Source organism: Pseudomonas sp. 32_A (genome assembly GCF_017490905.1).
In the GTDB taxonomy this organism is placed as follows: domain Bacteria; phylum Pseudomonadota; class Gammaproteobacteria; order Pseudomonadales; family Pseudomonadaceae; genus Aquipseudomonas; species Aquipseudomonas inefficax.
The window spans coordinates 17,437-34,931 of record NZ_JAFGYI010000024.1 but is presented as its reverse complement, the minus strand read 5'-3'; the positions used below and the strand labels follow the sequence as shown (position 1 = coordinate 34,931).

The following is a 17,495-nucleotide window of genomic DNA, read 5'->3' as shown; positions in this document are numbered from 1 at the left end:
CGATACAGGTCAAATCATTCTTTTTTCTGCAGCCTTACCGCCAGCACATCGCACGGCGCACCATGCAGCACGTCATTGGCCGTGGAACCCAGCAGCAATGCCAGGCCGTGACGGCCATGGCTGCCGACCACGATCAGGTCGCACTTCTGGTCCTTGGCCAGTTGGTGGATTTCCTGGCGCGGCTGGCCATAGGTCAGGTGCGAGTCGCCGCGGTGGATGTCCGGGTATTTGTTGAACAGCCGGTCCATGCGCTCCTTGGCCTGGTCGAACTGCTGCTGTTGCAGCTGCGACAGGTCCATTGGCACATCACCACCGAATGCCATGGCCATCGGCTCGACGATGTGTACCAGCGAAACCTTGGCATTCGACGGTGCAGCCAGCGCCATGGCACGCTTGATCACCGGGTCGCATTCTTCGGTCAGGTCGACGGCGACCAGAAGATGTTCGTAGGACATGAGCGGAACTCCTGACAATCGCGATAGAAGAAGTATGGTCGCTTTCGGGCGGGTCTTCCGTGAAAAATGGCTAACCAGCTCATTTGCAACGTTTTATGGGAACTACAGATATGACGGTATTGCTGGTGGTGTCAATCCTCGCGCTGATTCTCAGCCCGCTTTCCTGGCTGCGCACCTCGCGCAAGCAGAGCGAGCAGATGAAGCTGCGCCTTGAGGCTCGGCGCATGGGCCTGGCCATGCAGCTGGCGCCGCAGCAGTGGCCGCACTGGCTGGAAAAGGAGCCGCCAAGCCCGTGCCCGCAGTACCACCGGGCACGCCGCCGCGGGCATGAGGACTGCTTCAGCTTCTGGCAGATCACCCCGGGGGTTTGGTGGAACCAGTGGCGTGAGCCCTGCGAGGATCCGCGCTTCATGGAGCCCCTGTCGCGCTTGCCGGCGAGCGTCTACAAGGTCGAGGCCGATGCCCGGATGATCGCGCTGTACTGGACCGAGCGGGGGGATACGGCTGTGTTGCAGGATGTTGCCTACGTCCTTGAAACCCTGGCCTGATTGATGCTTTTACGCGGTCCCTGTGGGAGCGGGTTCACCCGCGAAGAAGACGACTCGGTGTATGGCACCGGCTTTGCCGGTGTTCGCGGGTAAACCCGCTCCCACAGGGCCGCTATGCCCCTCCGTCAGCCTTTTCTCTATAGGTAAGCCCAAACGACAAAGCGGCGGCTTGGCCGATCCCCTGAAGGGGTGGGGTGCCAAGTCGCCGCTTTGCGTTCTGCTGCGCAGAAAAGGCCAGGCAGGCCGGGTATGCATCAAGCAACTGCCAGTGTAGCCGTTCGAGGTCGCCGCGCAAGGCAATCGCCGACATGAATGGCCGGCAATCACTGTCATCATGTTTCGTACCAGAACGCTACAAAATGACCGGAAAGTCGTGTTTTCACCTTGCTCGCGAGCATTTGACAACGCCGATCTTTTCGGAGAATGTGTGCACACCCAAATCAAACGGGCGTATGAATTGAGCGTTTGTATGTCATGACGCCAAGCCATACTTCCGACTAGCGCGCTGACGGGTGTGCCTGGGGCAGGGCGGCTATGCCTGCTTTTGCTGCAGCGATCGGCGTGTACAGTTCAGCTTCCATATCGTGGAGATCAGTTGATGATTTACGAAGGTAAAGCCATCACGGTTAAGGCTCTTGAAAGTGGCATCGTCGAGCTCAAGTTCGACCTCAAGGGTGAGTCCGTCAACAAGTTCAACCGCCTGACCCTGAACGAACTGCGCCAGGCCGTCGATGCCATTCAGGCCGACGCCTCGGTCAAGGGCGTGATCGTCAGCAGTGGCAAGGACGTGTTCATCGTCGGCGCCGACATCACCGAGTTCGTCGACAACTTCAAGCTGCCCGAGGCCGAACTGGTCGCCGGCAACCTGGAAGCCAATCGCATCTTCAACGCCTTCGAAGACCTCGAAGTGCCGACCGTCGCAGCCATCAACGGTATCGCCCTGGGCGGCGGCCTGGAAATGTGCCTGGCCGCCGACTACCGGGTCATGTCCACCAGCGCCAAGATCGGCCTGCCGGAAGTCAAGCTGGGTATCTACCCGGGCTTCGGCGGTACCGTGCGCCTGCCGCGCCTGATCGGTTCGGACAACGCTATCGAGTGGATCGCCGCCGGGAAGGAAAACCGTGCCGAAGACGCCCTGAAAGTAGGTGCCGTCGACGCCGTGGTTGCGCCTGACCTGTTGATGGCTGGCGCCCTCGACCTGGTCAAGCGCGCCATCAGTGGCGAGCTGGACTACAAGGCCAAGCGCCAGCCCAAGCTGGAAAAGCTCAAGCTCAACGCCATCGAGCAGATGATGGCCTTCGAGACCGCCAAGGGCTTCGTCGCCGGCCAGGCCGGCCCGAACTACCCGGCCCCGGTCGAAGCCATCAAGACCATTCAGAAGGCCGCCAACCTCGGCCGTGACAAGGCCCTGGAAGTCGAAGCCGCAGGCTTCGCCAAGCTGGCCAAGACCTCGGTTGCCCAGAGCCTGATCGGCCTGTTCCTCAACGACCAGGAACTCAAGCGCAAGGCCAAGGCACATGACGAAATCGCCCACGATGTGAAGCAGGCCGCCGTGCTCGGCGCCGGCATCATGGGGGGCGGCATCGCCTACCAGTCGGCGGTAAAGGGCACCCCGATCCTGATGAAGGACATCCGCGAGGAAGCCATCCAGCTGGGCCTGAACGAGGCCTCCAAGCTGCTCGGCAACCGCGTCGAGAAGGGCCGCCTGACCCCGGCCAAGATGGCCGAGGCACTCAACGCCATTCGCCCAACCCTGTCCTATGGCGATTTCGCCAATGTCGACATCGTCGTCGAAGCCGTTGTCGAGAACCCGAAGGTCAAGCAGGCCGTGCTGGCCGAAGTGGAAGGCCAGGTGAAGGACGATGCGATCCTCGCCTCCAACACCTCGACCATCTCCATCAACCTGCTGGCCAAGGCGCTCAAGCGCCCGGAAAACTTCGTCGGCATGCACTTCTTCAACCCGGTGCACATGATGCCGCTGGTGGAAGTCATCCGTGGCGAGAAGTCCAGTGAAGTGGCGGTCGCCACCACCGTGGCCTACGCCAAGAAGATGGGCAAGAACCCGATCGTGGTCAACGACTGCCCGGGCTTCCTGGTCAACCGTGTGCTGTTCCCGTACTTCGGCGGCTTCGCCAAGCTGGTAAGCGCCGGTGTCGACTTCGTGCGAATCGACAAGGTCATGGAGAAATTCGGTTGGCCGATGGGCCCGGCGTACCTGATGGACGTAGTCGGCATCGACACCGGCCACCACGGCCGCGACGTGATGGCCGAAGGCTTCCCGGACCGCATGAAAGACGAGCGCCGCTCGGCCGTTGACGCACTGTACGAGGCCAACCGCCTGGGCCAGAAGAACGGCAAGGGCTTCTACGCCTACGAAACCGACAAGCGCGGCAAACCGAAGAAGGTCGCCGACGCCAGCGTGCTCGACGTGCTCAAGCCGATCGTTTTCGAGCAGCGTGAAGTCACCGACGAAGACATCATCAACTGGATGATGATTCCGCTGTGCCTGGAGACCGTGCGCTGTCTGGAAGACGGCATCGTAGAAACCGCCGCCGAAGCCGACATGGGTCTGGTCTACGGCATTGGCTTCCCTCCCTTCCGCGGTGGTGCGCTGCGCTATATCGACTCGATCGGTGTGGCCGAATTCGTTGCCCTGGCCGATCAGTACGCCGACCTGGGGCCGCTGTACCACCCGACCGCCAAGCTGCGTGAAATGGCCAAGAACGGCCAGCGCTTCTTCAACTGAGCGGTCAACGAGCTAGAGCGAGAGATTTGATATGAGCCTGAATCCAAGAGACGTGGTGATTGTCGACTTCGGTCGCACGCCGATGGGCCGCTCCAAGGGTGGCATGCACCGCAATACCCGCGCCGAAGACATGTCGGCGCACCTGATCAGCAAACTGCTGGAACGCAACGACAAGGTCGACCCGAAAGAAGTCGAGGATGTGATCTGGGGCTGCGTCAACCAGACCCTCGAGCAGGGCTGGAACATCGCCCGCATGGCCTCGCTGATGACCCAGATCCCGCACACTTCTGCGGCGCAGACTGTCAGCCGCCTGTGCGGCTCGTCGATGAGCGCGCTGCACACCGCCGCCCAGGCGATCATGACCGGCAACGGTGATGTGTTCGTGGTCGGTGGCGTGGAGCACATGGGTCATGTCAGCATGATGCATGGCGTCGACCCCAACCCGCACCTGTCCTTGCATGCCGCCAAGGCTTCCGGGATGATGGGCCTGACCGCGGAAATGCTCGGCAAGATGCACGGCATCACCCGTGAGCAGCAGGACCTGTTCGGCCTGCGTTCGCACCAGTTGGCCCACAAGGCCACGGTCGAAGGCAAGTTCAAGGACGAGATCATCCCTATGCAGGGCTATGACGAGAACGGCTTCCTGAAGGTGTTCGATTTCGACGAAACCATTCGCCCGGAAACCACCCTCGAAGGCCTGGCGTCGCTGAAGCCTGCGTTCAACCCGAAAGGCGGTACCGTCACTGCCGGTACCTCGTCGCAGATCACCGACGGCGCATCGTGCATGATCGTCATGTCCGGTCAGCGCGCCATGGACCTGGGTATCCAGCCATTGGCGGTCATCCGTTCCATGGCGGTGGCGGGTGTCGACCCGGCGATCATGGGCTACGGCCCGGTGCCGTCGACCCAGAAAGCCCTCAAGCGTGCTGGCCTGACCATGGCCGACATCGACTTCATCGAGCTCAACGAAGCCTTCGCCGCGCAGGCCCTGCCAGTGCTGAAAGACTTGAAAGTGCTCGACAAGATGAATGAGAAGGTTAACCTGCACGGCGGCGCGATTGCCTTGGGCCACCCGTTCGGTTGCTCCGGGGCACGGATTTCCGGCACCCTGCTCAACGTCATGAAGCAGAATGGCGGCACCCTGGGGGTGGCGACCATGTGCGTCGGCCTCGGCCAAGGTATCACCACTGTCTTCGAGCGCGTCTGATCGCGTAGCGGGACAGCGACCGGGGCCTTGTGCCCCGGTTTTGTTTTTTACAGGTTTTATTCAAGAGGGTGGGCAACATGCAGATACAACCAGGCGTATACCGGCATTACAAAGGGCCTGAGTACCGTGTCTTCAGTGTTGCGCGGCACTCCGAGAACGAAGAGTGGATGGTGTTCTACCAATGCCTGTATGGTGATTACAGCTTCTGGGTACGGCCACTTTCGATGTTCCAGGAGTCCGTCGAGGTTGACGGCGAGCAGGTGCCACGCTTTGCTTTGGTCAAGGCCGAAGAGGGGCTGCTCGAGGTGCTGGGCAAGTCGCACGAGTGATAGTCCGAACTTGACCTCACACTTTTGCCACTATATATAGCGGTGCCGCGTCTGGCACCTGACGCGTTTTTCATCTTCAGATTCAGGAATACTCCGATCCATGGGCAAATCGCTGGTCATTGTGGAATCCCCGGCCAAGGCCAAGACCATCAACAAGTACCTGGGCAACCAGTACGTGGTGAAGTCGAGTATCGGCCATATCCGAGACCTCCCCACCAGCGGTTCGGCCAGCGCCAGCAAAGAGCCGGCCGCAAAGCGTGGCAAGGCCGCGGGTGAGGCTCCGGCCCTGTCGCCGAAGGAAAAGGCCCGCCGCCAGCTGGTGGCGCGCATGGGCGTCGACCCCGATCACGGCTGGAAGGCCAAGTACGAGATCCTGCCTGGCAAGGAAAAGGTGATCGAAGAGCTGCGCCGCCTGGCGAAGGACGCCGACACCATCTATCTCGCAACCGACTTGGACCGCGAAGGGGAAGCCATCGCCTGGCACCTGCGCGAGGCCATCGGCGGCGACGACACCCGCTACAAGCGCGTGGTGTTCAACGAAATTACCAAGAAGGCCATCCAGGATGCCTTCTCGCAGCCGGGCGAGCTGGATATCGACCGGGTCAACGCCCAGCAGGCTCGACGTTTCCTCGACCGCGTGGTCGGCTACATGGTTTCGCCGCTGTTGTGGGCCAAGATCGCCCGTGGCCTGTCCGCCGGCCGTGTTCAGTCGGTGGCGGTAAAGCTGGTGGTTGAGCGCGAGCGTGAAATCCGCGCGTTCATCCCGGAAGAATACTGGGAAATCCACGCCGACCTCGGCACTGCCAAGAACGCCAAGGTGCGTTTCGAAGTGGCACGCGAGAAGGGCGAGGCCTTCAAGCCGCTGAACGAAGCCCAGGCCATGGCGGCGCTGGAGAAGCTCAAGGCTTCCAGCTTCAGCGTGGTCAAGCGCGAAGACCGCCCGACCAGCAGCAAGCCGTCGGCACCGTTCATCACCTCCACCCTGCAGCAGGCAGCCAGTAACCGCCTGGGCTTCGGCGTGAAGAAAACCATGATGATGGCCCAGCGCTTGTACGAAGCCGGCTACATCACCTACATGCGTACCGACTCGACCAACCTGTCGGCCGACGCCCTGGACATGGCGCGCAGCTACATCGAGCGCGAGTTCGGCAAGCAGTACCTGCCCGAGGCGCCGCTGGTGTACGGCAGCAAGGAAGGCGCCCAGGAGGCGCACGAAGCGATTCGTCCTTCCGACGTGAATACTCACCCGAGCAAGCTCAGTGGCATGGAGCGCGACGCCGAGCGCCTGTACGAGCTGATCTGGCGCCAGTTCCTGGCCTGCCAGATGCCGCCAGCGCAGTACCTGTCCACCAGCGTCACCGTGGCAGCGGGCGACTTCGAGCTGCGTGCCAAGGGCCGTATCCTCAAGTTCGACGGTTACACCCGTGTGCTGCCGCAGCAGAGCAAGCCTGGCGAAGATGACGTGTTGCCGGAAATGGTCCAGGGTGAAGCGCTGAAGCTGATCCAGATCGACCCGAGCCAGCACTTCACCAAGCCACCGGCACGCTTCACCGAAGCCAGCCTGGTCAAGGAAATGGAAAAGCGCGGCATCGGCCGCCCGTCGACCTATGCGGCGATCATCTCGACCATTCAGGACCGTGGCTATGTGACCCTGCACAACCGCCGCTTCTATTCCGAGAAGATGGGCGACATCGTAACCGAGCGCCTGTCCGAGAGCTTCTCCAACCTGATGGACTACGGCTTTACCGCCGACATGGAAGAGAACCTCGACGACGTGGCTCAGGGCGAGCGTGACTGGAAGAACGTGCTCGACGAGTTCTACGGCGACTTCAGCAAGAAGTTGCAGACCGCCGAGTCCAGCGAAGACGGCATGCGCGCCAACCAGCCGACCATGACCAACATTCCGTGCAAGGAATGTGGCCGGCCGATGATGATCCGCACCGCCTCTACCGGCGTATTCCTCGGTTGCTCGGGCTACAGCCTGCCGCCGAAAGAGCGCTGCAAGGCCACCGTCAACCTGGTGCCGGGCGACGAAATTGCCGCTGATGACGAGGGCGAATCGGAATCCCGCGTGTTGCTGGGCAAGCACCGCTGCCCGATCTGCGCCACGGCGATGGATGCCTACCTGCTGGACGAGAAGCACAAGCTGCACATCTGCGGTAACAACCCGGATTGCGCCGGCTACGAGATCGAGGAAGGCAACTACCGCATCAAGGGTTACGAAGGGCCGAGCCTGGAGTGCGACAAGTGCGGCAGCGAGATGCAGTTGAAGACTGGCCGCTTCGGCAAGTTCTTCGGTTGCACCAACCCGGCATGCAAGAACACCCGCAAGCTGCTCAAGAGCGGCGAGGCGGCGCCACCGAAGATGGACAAGGTGGACATGCCAGAGCTCAAATGTGAAAAGGTCGACGATACCTACGTGTTGCGTGATGGCGCTTCGGGGCTGTTCCTGGCCGCCAGCCAGTTCCCCAAGAACCGCGAAACCCGCGCACCACTGGTGTTGGAGATCGTGCCGCACAAGCACGAGATCGACCCGAAGTACCACTTCTTGTGCGATGCACCGCAGAAAGACCCGGAAGGCCGCCCTGCGGTGATCCGCTACAGTCGCAAGACCAAGGAGCAGTACGTGCAGTCCGAGGTGGACGGCAAGCCGACCGGCTGGAAGGCGTTTTACGACGGCAATGCGTGGAAGGTTGAAGACAAGCGCTGATTCTTTATCAGTCTCTGGCCTGCGCGCGCCCTTGTAGGAGCGGCCTTGTGTCGCGAAAGGGCTGCAAAGCAGCCCCAGGATTTCAGCGCAGATGCACAAATTGCTGGGGCTGCTTTGCAGCCCTTTCGCGACACAAGGCCGCTCCTACAGTTGACCGCGTTAACCGGTCAGGCGGGGCAAGCCCGCGAAGGGGCGCAAAGCGGCCCCAATCATTTATGATGCAGCTATCCGCCTTGCAGCCTTAGGGAGGGCACCGAAATGGCCCAGGAACTCTACACCCGCAGCAACCAGAAACTGTTCTTCGCCGGCCTCGCCCTCGAGTCCATGGCCAAGGCTGAGCAAAGCCAGGCCATGAATGCCCAGGGCCTGGTCCAGGCCGAACGCGAGGCGGCACTGTTCCATCTCTACGGCGCACTGCTGGGCCTGTGCCATGAAATTGGTGGGTTCTACCGCCTGCCTGTGGTTGCAACGGTCGAGCAAGCACTGGCCGACGATGCCCTGAACGGTATCGCCATCCCGGAAGTAGCCGAGTTGCTGGAACTGGCCCGCCAGCGCGAAACCTGGCTGGCGCAAATGCTCGGTGCTTATGCCGATTTGTTCCGACCACCGGTCGCGAGAAAAGCACCTAAAACCGACGTTACCCAGCCCCTGATCCAGGCGGTCAATCTCGATGAACCCGAGCATCCGGCGCTGTCGCGTGCCGAGCTGGAAAGCTGGCGCAGCAACCTCAAGGGCCTGGTGCGACGTTTCCGTGACGCGTTGAGTGAGTGCTGATAGCTGCTACGGCTGGTACAATACTGGCCTTTCGCGGAGAACTGCCATTTATGTCTACGTCGTTTCTGGAAATTGTCGAGTTGCCTGATGGCCGCATCGAACTGCGTCGCGCCGAGGATGAGGGCTCTCTGGTAACCCTGGATTTTTCGGAAGACGCCAAGGCGTTTCTGCAGGGGCAGCATGTGGAAGTGGCCAAAGCCATGCTCAGCGTCGGCGTGCAGATGGCCGGTCGCCTGATGGATGGCGAGCTTGAGCGTGATGAAGGGCCGCGTGTGCTGCACTGAGGTGCAGCAGGGCGTCAGGTTTCATGCAGTGACAGGCAAAGCCTGAACATCAGCCGAGGCGGATGTTCAGGCTTTGTGCGTTTCCAGTACCGGCAGCGCGCAGCAATTGCTGGCGTGCAGTGGCGTTGACGCTGCCCAGCCAGCTGACCACGGTGTGGCTACGGCCCAGGCGCAAGGCTTCGCAGGCCAGTTGAAGCGGGCTTTGATTGCCGCGAGGTTGCAGCAGCAGGATACGTTCACGGTTGAGCCCGGCATCGCGCAGCCAGGCCTGGGTCAGGCTCGACGGCGGGGCGATCAGGGTCAGCCAGCGCGTCTCGTCCTCTTCGCTCAGTTCGCGTAACACTGGTGCCAGGAGGCTCTGGCAGTGCCCCGGGGCTCCGCGCAGCGACAGTTCGCTGAACAGCTCGGGCTGGCTGCTCTTGCGCGCCACTTCGCTGGCTTTCAGGCCAGGCAGTACGGGCTGAGCGAGGAATGCTTCGAACAATGGCAACTGGGCTTGCTCGGGTGCGTGAATGAACTGCTGCATGACGCCTCCTGGATCAGCGGCGAATGACGCCGACGCTCAAGCCCTCGATCACCAGCTCCTGTTCTTTCAGGTCGACTTCGATGGGGGCGAATTCGGGGTTTTCGGCAAGCAGCCAGACCTTGCTGCCTTCGCGCTTGAAGCGCTTGACGGTCACTTCGTCGCCGATGCGGGCCACGACGATCTGGCCATTGCGGGCTTCGCGGCAGGTGTGTACCGCCAGCAGGTCGCCATCGAAGATGCCGACGTCCTTCATGCTCATGCCGTGGACGCGTAGCAGATAGTCGGCCTGGGGGTGGAAGAAGTCGGGGTTGATGTTGCAGGATTGCTCGATGTGCTGTTCAGCAAGGATCGGCGCACCGGCGGCAACCCGGCCGATGATCGGCAGGCCGCTTTCTTCGGCCTTGGCTTCGAGGCCGGGAATGCGAATGCCACGGGAGGCGCCCGGGGTCATCTCGATCGCGCCCTTGCGGGCGAGGGCCTTGAGGTGCTCCTCGGCGGCGTTGGGCGACTTGAAGCCCAGCTCCTGAGCGATCTCGGCGCGCGTCGGCGGGAAACCGTTGTCTTCCAGGCAACGCTTGATGAACGCGAGAATTTCGGCTTGGCGTGGCGTCAGTTTCAACATGGTGAGCGCTCTGTCTTTTTGTACAGTGACTGGGATTATATACAGTACTGGATGCGCTGCAAGCCAAAACCTGCAATAACAGCAGGAATGGCGCTTGCAGCCGCCCGTCTGGCGCTTTTAAATGGCGACCGGCCGGTCACCGAGCCTTGACAGAAGCAGGGCTGAAACGTATGTTTCAAACACCTGTTTGTCTGGCGGAGTAGTCGGAGTAGTCATGGCCCAATCGGAAACCGTTGAACGCATTCTCGATGCTGCCGAGCAGCTGTTCGCGGAAAGGGGGTTCGCCGAAACCTCGTTGCGGCTGATTACCAGCAAGGCCGGGGTCAACCTGGCGGCGGTCAACTATCACTTCGGCTCCAAGAAGGCTCTGATCCAGGCAGTGTTCTCGCGCTTCCTGGGGCCATTCTGCGCCAGTCTCGAACGTGAGCTGGAGCGGCGCCAGGCCAAGCCGGAGCAAAAGCCGAGCCTCGAAGAGCTGCTGGAAATGCTGGTCGAGCAGGCGTTGGCCGTGCAGCCGCGCAGCAACAACGACCTGTCGATCTTCATGCGCTTGCTGGGCCTGGCCTTCAGCCAGAGCCAGGGCCACCTGCGGCGGTACCTGGAAGACATGTACGGCAAGGTGTTCCGCCGCTACATGCTGCTGGTCAACGAGGCCGCGCCGCGCATCCCGCCGCTGGAGCTGTTCTGGCGCGTGCACTTCATGCTTGGCGCCGCCGCCTTCAGCATGTCCGGCATCAAGGCCCTGCGTGCGATTGCCGAGACCGATTTCGGCATCAACACCTCGATCGAGCAGGTAATGCGCCTGATGGTGCCGTTCCTGGCTGCGGGCATGCGTGCCGATAGCGGTGTTACCGACGACGCCATGGCCGCCGCACAACTGCGCCCGCGCACCAAGACCAGCGCAAGCGCCACCACCGCCAAGGCCTGAAGGCTGGGCGGGGCAGGGCGCTTCGGCTAAGCTAGCGCCCATGCCCGACCTCGACTTCCTGTACATTTCCCTCGCCGATCAGCGCCTTTATGGTTTTGCCGATGGCCAGCTGCGCGTGCGCCTGCCGGTTTCCACGGCGCGCAACGGTGCTGGCGAGTGCAACGGCTCGGGTTGCACGCCACGTGGCCTGCACCAGGTGCGGGCGAAGATCGGCGCGGGCTTGCCGCTGAATGCGGTATTGGCCGGGCGACGCTGGACTGGCGAGGTATGGTCGCCGACTTTGCATGCGCAATACCCCGGCCGGGACTGGGTCCTCACTCGCATCCTCTGGCTCAGTGGCTGTGAGCCGGGGGTCAACCGCCTGGGCACGGTCGACACCTTCCGCCGTTATATCTATTTGCACGGCACCCCGGATACGGAACCCTTGGGCGTAGCGCTGTCCCATGGTTGCATACGCCTGCGCAACACCGATTTGCTAAGCCTGTTCGAACAGGTGCCGGCCCATTGCCCGGTGCGCATCGAGCAGGCCGCCTGCCCCCAGTGGGCTTCTCTCAGTCTTCAATGAAGGATTACCCATGACTGTCAGCCTGCAAGGCTCCTTGATGGTGGATATCGCCGGTAAATGGCTGACCGCCGAAGACCGTCACCTGCTGCGCCAGCCTGAAGTGGCCGGCCTGATCATCTTTGCCCGCAACATCGACAGCCCGCGCCAGGTGCGTGAACTGTGTGCGTCGATCCGTGCCATTCGCCCCGACCTGATCCTGGCGGTGGACCAGGAGGGCGGCCGGGTACAGCGCTTGCGCCAAGGCTTTGTGCGGCTGCCTGCGATGCGGGCGCTGGCGGATAATGACAACGCCGAGCACCTGGCCGAGCAATGCGGTTGGTTGATGGCGACCGAGGTGCTGGCGGTTGGCCTGGACCTCAGCTTTGCCCCGGTACTTGACCTGGACCACCAGCGCAGCGCCGTGGTGGGCAGCCGCGCCTTCGAGGGTGACCCGCTGCGTGCCACGCAACTGGCCGGGGCGTTCATCCGTGGCATGAATGCGGCGGGCATGGCGGCTTGCGGCAAGCACTTCCCAGGGCATGGCTGGGCCGAAGCAGACTCCCATGTGGCCATTCCCACCGATGAGCGCAGCCTCGAGCAACTGCGCCAGGCCGACCTGGTGCCGTTCACCCGCCTGAGCGGGCAACTGGCGGCAGTGATGCCGGCACATGTCATCTACCCGCAGGTCGACAACCAGCCGGCTGGCTTCTCGCGGCGCTGGTTGCAGGACATCCTGCGTGGCGAGCTGGGTTTCGACGGGGTGATCTTCAGTGACGATTTGTCGATGGCCGGCGCACATGTTGTCGGGGATGCGGCCAGTCGCATCGAAGCGGCACTGAGCGCCGGTTGTGATATGGGGCTGGTTTGCAACGATCGGGCGGCGGCGGAGCTGGCACTAAGTGCGGCGCAGCGGATGAAGGTCAAACCTTCGCCGCGCATCGCAGGCATGCGCGGGCAAGGGTTTGCGCGGACTGACTATCGTCAGCAGCCTCGTTGGCATCAGGCATTGTGCGCATTGAGGGAGGCCCAACTGGTCGACTGACGAGGCTCGACCCTGCTCGGTCCGAAACAGGATCCTGCGTTTGCGATGCGCGTGTTGCGTGAGTACTCCGGGAAATGCTCTCCGGTGTACCAGGCGACCCGCATTCCAGAGACTCGGGCAAAGCGGAGATTTCTCCGTTTTGCCCGTAATGGGTTTCTGATTTTCGCTTAGAGGATTTTGTCATGACATTTTGTATGCAGGGGGCCTTGATGGTCGATATCGAAGGCACCGCGCTGACGCCCGAGGATCGTCAGTTGTTGGTCCAGCCTGAAGTAGCTGGTTTGATCATCTTTGCACGTAATATTGCCCACCCGCGTCAGGTGCGGGAGTTGTGTGCATCGGTACGCGCTCTGCGCCCTGACCTGCTCATAGCGGTCGACCAGGAAGGCGGGCGGGTGCAGCGCTTGCGTGAAGGGTTCGTCAGGTTGCCATCCATGCGGCAGATCGCCCAGAGCGATGATGCCGAGCGATTGGCTGGACATTGTGGCTGGTTGATGGCAACCGAGGTGCTGGCGATCGGGCTGGATTTGAGTTTTGCTCCAGTGCTCGATCTGGATCATGGGCGCAGTGCTGTCATTGGTGCACGTGCCTTCGATGGTGATCCTGAGCGTGTCACGCAACTGGGTGCAGCGTTCGTCCGTGGCATGACTGCGGCGGGCATGGCAGCATGCGGCAAGCATTTTCCGGGGCATGGCTGGGCTGAGGCTGATTCGCATGTGGCCATTCCCGTGGATGATCGCAGCCTGGATGAACTGCGCAAGGCGGATTTGGTGCCATTTACCCGATTGGCACGCCAACTGTCGGCAGTGATGCCAGCACATGTGATCTATCCCCAGGTCGATAGCAAACCTGCCGGTTTTTCCAGGCGCTGGCTTCAGGACATTCTCAGGGGAGAGCTTGGCTTCGAAGGCGTGATTTTCAGTGATGACCTGTCCATGGCCGGTGCCCATGTGGTCGGAGACGTTGCTGGTCGCGTCGAGGCTGCTTTCGGTGCGGGTTGTGATGTGGGCCTGGTATGTAATGACCGGGCTTCGGCAGAGCTTGCTCTGCTGGCTGCGCAGCGCTTGAAAGTCACGCCATCACCGCGCCTTGCTATGATGCGAGGCTTCAGTTTTGCGCGGACTGATTATCGCCAGCAGCCGCGGTGGCTGGAGGCGTTGGCGGCGTTGCGGGAGGCACAGTTGGTCGATTGACCGCGCCGGCCCCTTCGCGGGCATGCCCGCTCGCACAGGTGCAGCGCTGGTTTCGATATTAGTGTTGTACCTGTGCTGGCCTCTTCGCGGGTGAACCCGCTCCCACAGGTCCTGCGCTGTCCTTGAGGGCACTGGTGTCCCTGAGGGAGTGGGTGCGGCGCTGTTCTTGAGGGCACTGAGATCACTGTGGGAGCGGGTTTACCCGCGAAGAGGCCAGTACAGACAACATAAGACTCAGGTTCTACCGCCCGCGCTTCCCGGGCAGTGGCGCAAACAGTGCCTCGATCTCCTCATCCCCCAGCCGCCATTGCCCGGCCTGCCCGCCATCGAGCAGGCTCGCGGCCAATGCCGCCTTCTCCTGCTGCAACAGCTGGATCTTTTCTTCCACCGTCCCCCGGGTGATCAGCTTGAACACGAACACCGGTTTGTCCTGGCCAATACGGTAGGCGCGGTCGGTGGCCTGGTTTTCGCTGGCCGGGTTCCACCAGGGGTCGAAGTGGATGACCGTGTCTGCGGCCGTCAGGTTCAAGCCCACGCCACCCGCCTTGAGGCTGATCAGGAACACTTCGCTGTCACCCTGCTGGAACTGTTGCACCGGCGTGCGTCGGTCGCGGGTATCGCCGGTCAGCAGGCTGTAGCGGATCTTGCGCTTCTCCAGCTCCTGTTCGATCAGCGCCAGCATCGAGGTGAACTGCGAGAACAACAGCACCCGGCGCCCTTCGCTGAGCAGCTCTTCGAGCATTTCCAGCAGCGCGCCCAGTTTGCCCTTGTCGGCCTGGTTGCCTTTGCTTTCCACCCCTTTGACCAGACGCAGGTCGCAGCAAACCTGACGCAGCTTGAGCAACGCATCGAGAATGACGATCTGGCTGCGCGCGGCGCCATTGCGGGTGATCTCATCGCGGACTTTCTTGTCCATGGCCACCCGCACGGCCTCATAGGTGTCACGCTGGGCATCGCTAAGCTCGACCCAGTGCACCATCTCGGTCTTGGCCGGCAACTCGGTGGCCACCTGCTCCTTGGTGCGGCGCAGCAGGAATGGGCGGATGCGGCTGGCCAGGTGGGCCATGCGCTCGCTGTCGCCGTGGCGCTCGATCGGTGTGCGGTAATCCTGGTTGAAGCGCTTCAGGTCACCCAGCCAGCCAGGCATAAGGAAGTGGAAAATCGACCACAGCTCGCCCAGGTTGTTTTCCATTGGCGTGCCAGTCAGGCAGACCCGCTGATTGGCCCGCAGCTCGCAAACCGCGAGGGCGGCCTTGCTGGTGCTGCTCTTGATGTTCTGTGCCTCGTCCAGCACCAGCACATGCCAGGCCTGGGCACGCAGGTGTTCGAGGTCGCGCGGCACCAGGGCATAGGTGGTCAGGACCAGGTCGTATTCGTGCAGTTTGGCGAAATGCTTGCTGCGCCCCGGGCCTTGCAGGGCCAGCACGCGCAGCCCGGGGGCGAAGCGCTGGGCTTCGTCCAGCCAGTTGGGTACCAGGCTGGTCGGCATCACCGCCAGGGCCGGTGCGCTCAGGCGCCCGGACTGTTTCTCCAACAGCAGGTGTGCCAGGGCTTGCAGGGTCTTGCCCAGCCCCATGTCGTCGCCAAGGATGCCGCCGGTGCCCATCTCGCGCAGTGCCTGCAGCCAGTTCAGGCCTTGTTGCTGGTAAGGGCGCAGGCTGGCTTGCAGCCCGGTTGGCGGTTCTACCTGCAAGTCACGGGCATCGCGCAGGCGACGGCCCAGTTCGCGAACGTGCTCGCCGCCTTCCCAGTGCAGGGGCAGGCCTTCGATTTCGTTCAGGCGCGCGGCATCTGCACGGTCCAGGCGCAGCGTCGGGCCTGCGGCGTCTTCGTGCAGGTACAACTCGCCCAAGGTACCCATTACCGCCTTGATCCGGCCGTAGGGCAGGGCAACGCGCAGGGCTGGGGCATCGAGGCGGCCACGGTTGAGGTCGATCAGCAGGTGCTCGTCGTCACTGCGCCGGGCCAGTTCGCTGGGGCGCAGCAGTTCCGGGTTGCTGCGCAGCAGTTGCAGCACGATCGGCAGCAGGCTGTGGCGCTGGCCATCGACCACGATGCCCAGCTCCAGATCGAACCACTCATGACCGGGCGCTTCGTCGATGCTGGCGTACCAGTCGTCCACCTCCTGCAGGTTGAAGGCGAAGTCACGGTGGATGTCGATGTTCCAGCCGGCTTCGCGCAGGCGTGGCAGGCCTTCGCGGGCAAAGCGCAGCCAGGCTTCGTCATCGGGCAGCTGGAGCATTTCGCCGGCGCTGTCAGGCAGTGCCTTGCTCTGCCGGGTGGCGGCCTTGAAGCCCAGGTCGCGCAGCACCTTGCGCAGCGCCTGCTCGGCCTGCGGCTGGCGGCGGATGCGCTGGCTGGTGTTGTCGACCAGGCGGGTCAGCGGTTTTTCGTCGCTGCCGCTGGCGCGTAAACCGTCATAGTCGAACGCCAGTGCGGCCCGATGCTGCATCTGCCGCTGCATGCGGCCGGTCTTGGGCATGTAGGCGCTGAATTCAAGGCTGCCCAGCGTCAGGTGCGGTCTGGGTTGAACACTGTCGATTTCTTCACTGCGTACGCTTGTAGGCGTTGGCACCTGCCGATTCAGCGCATTCAACCGGTGGCTCAGGGGGATGATCAAGTGTTCGGGCACCGTAGGTGCGCTTGCCAGTTGGCTGGCAATGAACGGGTCAAGATCATGCACAAGCTTGCCAGTCATGCCCGTCTGGGTATCGATGTAATAGAGCGGGTCGAGCGGCAGTGCCAGGTCATGCATTCGCTCATCATGGTGCCACGCCCCACGATAGCTGCCGTTCTCAAGCCTCATCCAGCGAAACTCGGCCGGCAGTGTCGGCCCGGGGGCTAGTGGTAACAATTGCTCGCCATAGATCAGGCGGCCACTGCCCAATGCGAACTCGTACAGCTCTGCGCCTTGCTTTCCTTCCAGTCTTGCGACTGGCATGTTGGTGTTTTTGCCTAGGGCGTCAATCAGCCTGAGGATGCGCAGGTCCTCATCAGTTACGTAACGTGGCGTGTAGTAGAGCATCTCAGGCAGCGAGCTGGCACGGGCGAGTTTCAGCTGGCCATCGGCTTCGCGGGTGCCTTTGGATACGCTGAGCGTGCAAAGGCCGCGCTCATTAACGACCTTGTAGTAGAGCGACGGGCCTTTGCGTTTGGCAGGCTCGGCAGGCTTTGTCGGAGCTTCCAGGGCCTCGACCCAATGGGCGAGTTCAGGTGGGAGGTCCAGAGATTGCCGGGCTGCGTCAACCGTTGGGTGAGGGGCATCATGGCTGCCCTCGGCGTAATCTGGCCCACGTTCCAGCAAATAGAGTGCAGCCGCACAATGCTTGCAGTCTTTGCCCACCGGGCATGAGCAAGTGCCTCGGCACTCCAGGCCATCTTCCGTCATGTCCAGCGTGATGCGCTGGTAGTAGGTCCGGCCGCCGGAACCTGCGCACTGAGCGCGGACGGTCATGTCGAGGATGGACACGATTTCGCTTCTGCCTTCCTCGGCATAGTCCAGGCCGCGTTGCAGGGACTTGCGGTCAAACGCGAACGTCCAGCCGTCGTGCTCCCGCACAAAGAACTGTGCATCGCTCTCGCTCACA

15 protein-coding genes are annotated in these 17,495 nt (G+C 62.3%); 11 read left to right on the top strand and 4 right to left on the bottom strand.

Features of this window, described 5'->3' with window-relative positions; translation table 11 throughout:
• Positions 1–14 precede the first annotated feature (14 nt).
• Positions 15–455, bottom strand: a complete 441-nt coding sequence (locus tag J5M58_RS15905) for a universal stress protein (protein WP_013971709.1) — start codon at positions 453–455, stop codon at positions 15–17.
• Positions 456–565: 110 nt separating this feature from the next.
• On the opposite strand from J5M58_RS15905, the gene J5M58_RS15900 reads away from it, so the two are divergent.
• The 7 genes from J5M58_RS15900 (at position 566) to J5M58_RS15870 (ending at position 9,053) form a co-directional block, all read left to right on the top strand.
• A complete protein-coding gene (locus tag J5M58_RS15900; protein WP_112252131.1) occupies positions 566–1,003 on the top strand; it encodes a hypothetical protein in 438 nt (145 codons plus the stop codon).
• Positions 1,004–1,601: 598 nt separating this feature from the next.
• Positions 1,602–3,749, top strand: coding sequence for a fatty acid oxidation complex subunit alpha FadB (gene fadB, locus J5M58_RS15895; RefSeq protein WP_112252132.1), 2,148 nt, complete (start codon positions 1,602–1,604; stop codon positions 3,747–3,749).
• A 31-nt stretch (positions 3,750–3,780) separates the two neighbouring features.
• Entirely contained in the window at positions 3,781–4,956 is a 1,176-nt protein-coding gene (gene fadA, locus J5M58_RS15890; protein WP_112252133.1) for an acetyl-CoA C-acyltransferase FadA, read from the top strand.
• Positions 4,957–5,033: 77 nt separating this feature from the next.
• Complete coding sequence (locus J5M58_RS15885; protein ID WP_112252134.1) at positions 5,034–5,285, top strand: DUF1653 domain-containing protein; 252 nt, start codon at positions 5,034–5,036, stop codon at positions 5,283–5,285.
• A 100-nt stretch (positions 5,286–5,385) separates the two neighbouring features.
• On the top strand, positions 5,386–7,995 hold the full coding sequence (topA, locus tag J5M58_RS15880) for a type I DNA topoisomerase (protein WP_133970878.1): 2,610 nt from the start codon (positions 5,386–5,388) through the stop codon (positions 7,993–7,995).
• 258 nt (positions 7,996–8,253) lie between these two features.
• Entirely contained in the window at positions 8,254–8,769 is a 516-nt protein-coding gene (locus J5M58_RS15875) for a DUF6586 family protein (RefSeq protein WP_207878703.1), read from the top strand.
• 50 nt (positions 8,770–8,819) lie between these two features.
• Positions 8,820–9,053: a hypothetical protein gene (locus J5M58_RS15870; protein WP_004376430.1), complete on the top strand. Its 234-nt coding sequence runs from the start codon at positions 8,820–8,822 to the stop codon at positions 9,051–9,053.
• A gap of 49 nt (positions 9,054–9,102) precedes the next feature.
• Here the strand turns inward: J5M58_RS15870 and sulA are convergent, their stop codons facing one another.
• Together sulA and lexA are read right to left on the bottom strand one after the other, a co-directional pair.
• A complete protein-coding gene (gene sulA, locus J5M58_RS15865; protein WP_112252137.1) occupies positions 9,103–9,579 on the bottom strand; it encodes an SOS-induced cell division inhibitor SulA in 477 nt (158 codons plus the stop codon).
• 13 nt (positions 9,580–9,592) lie between these two features.
• Positions 9,593–10,201 (bottom strand): transcriptional repressor LexA, encoded by a 609-nt coding sequence (gene lexA, locus J5M58_RS15860; protein WP_004376420.1) that lies wholly within the window; start codon positions 10,199–10,201, stop codon positions 9,593–9,595.
• A gap of 214 nt (positions 10,202–10,415) precedes the next feature.
• Here lexA and J5M58_RS15855 point away from each other — a divergent pair, with 214 nt between their 5' ends.
• The 4 genes from J5M58_RS15855 to nagZ (J5M58_RS15840) all read left to right on the top strand — a co-directional run bounded on the left by J5M58_RS15855 (position 10,416) and on the right by nagZ (J5M58_RS15840) (position 13,908).
• Positions 10,416–11,129 (top strand): TetR/AcrR family transcriptional regulator, encoded by a 714-nt coding sequence (locus tag J5M58_RS15855; RefSeq protein ID WP_112252138.1) that lies wholly within the window; start codon positions 10,416–10,418, stop codon positions 11,127–11,129.
• Between the two features lie 40 nt (positions 11,130–11,169).
• Positions 11,170–11,694, top strand: coding sequence for a L,D-transpeptidase (locus J5M58_RS15850; RefSeq protein ID WP_112252139.1), 525 nt, complete (start codon positions 11,170–11,172; stop codon positions 11,692–11,694).
• A gap of 22 nt (positions 11,695–11,716) precedes the next feature.
• A complete protein-coding gene (gene nagZ, locus J5M58_RS15845; RefSeq protein ID WP_181457339.1) occupies positions 11,717–12,715 on the top strand; it encodes a beta-N-acetylhexosaminidase in 999 nt (332 codons plus the stop codon).
• A 194-nt stretch (positions 12,716–12,909) separates the two neighbouring features.
• Positions 12,910–13,908 carry a beta-N-acetylhexosaminidase gene (gene nagZ, locus J5M58_RS15840; protein WP_112252173.1) on the top strand — a complete coding sequence of 333 codons (999 nt, stop codon included), beginning with the start codon at positions 12,910–12,912 and terminating at the stop codon, positions 13,906–13,908.
• A 241-nt stretch (positions 13,909–14,149) separates the two neighbouring features.
• Here the strand turns inward: nagZ (J5M58_RS15840) and J5M58_RS15835 are convergent, their stop codons facing one another.
• Positions 14,150–17,494 carry a DEAD/DEAH box helicase gene (locus tag J5M58_RS15835; protein WP_207878701.1) on the bottom strand — a complete coding sequence of 1,115 codons (3,345 nt, stop codon included), beginning with the start codon at positions 17,492–17,494 and terminating at the stop codon, positions 14,150–14,152.
• Position 17,495: the final 1 nt, after the last annotated feature.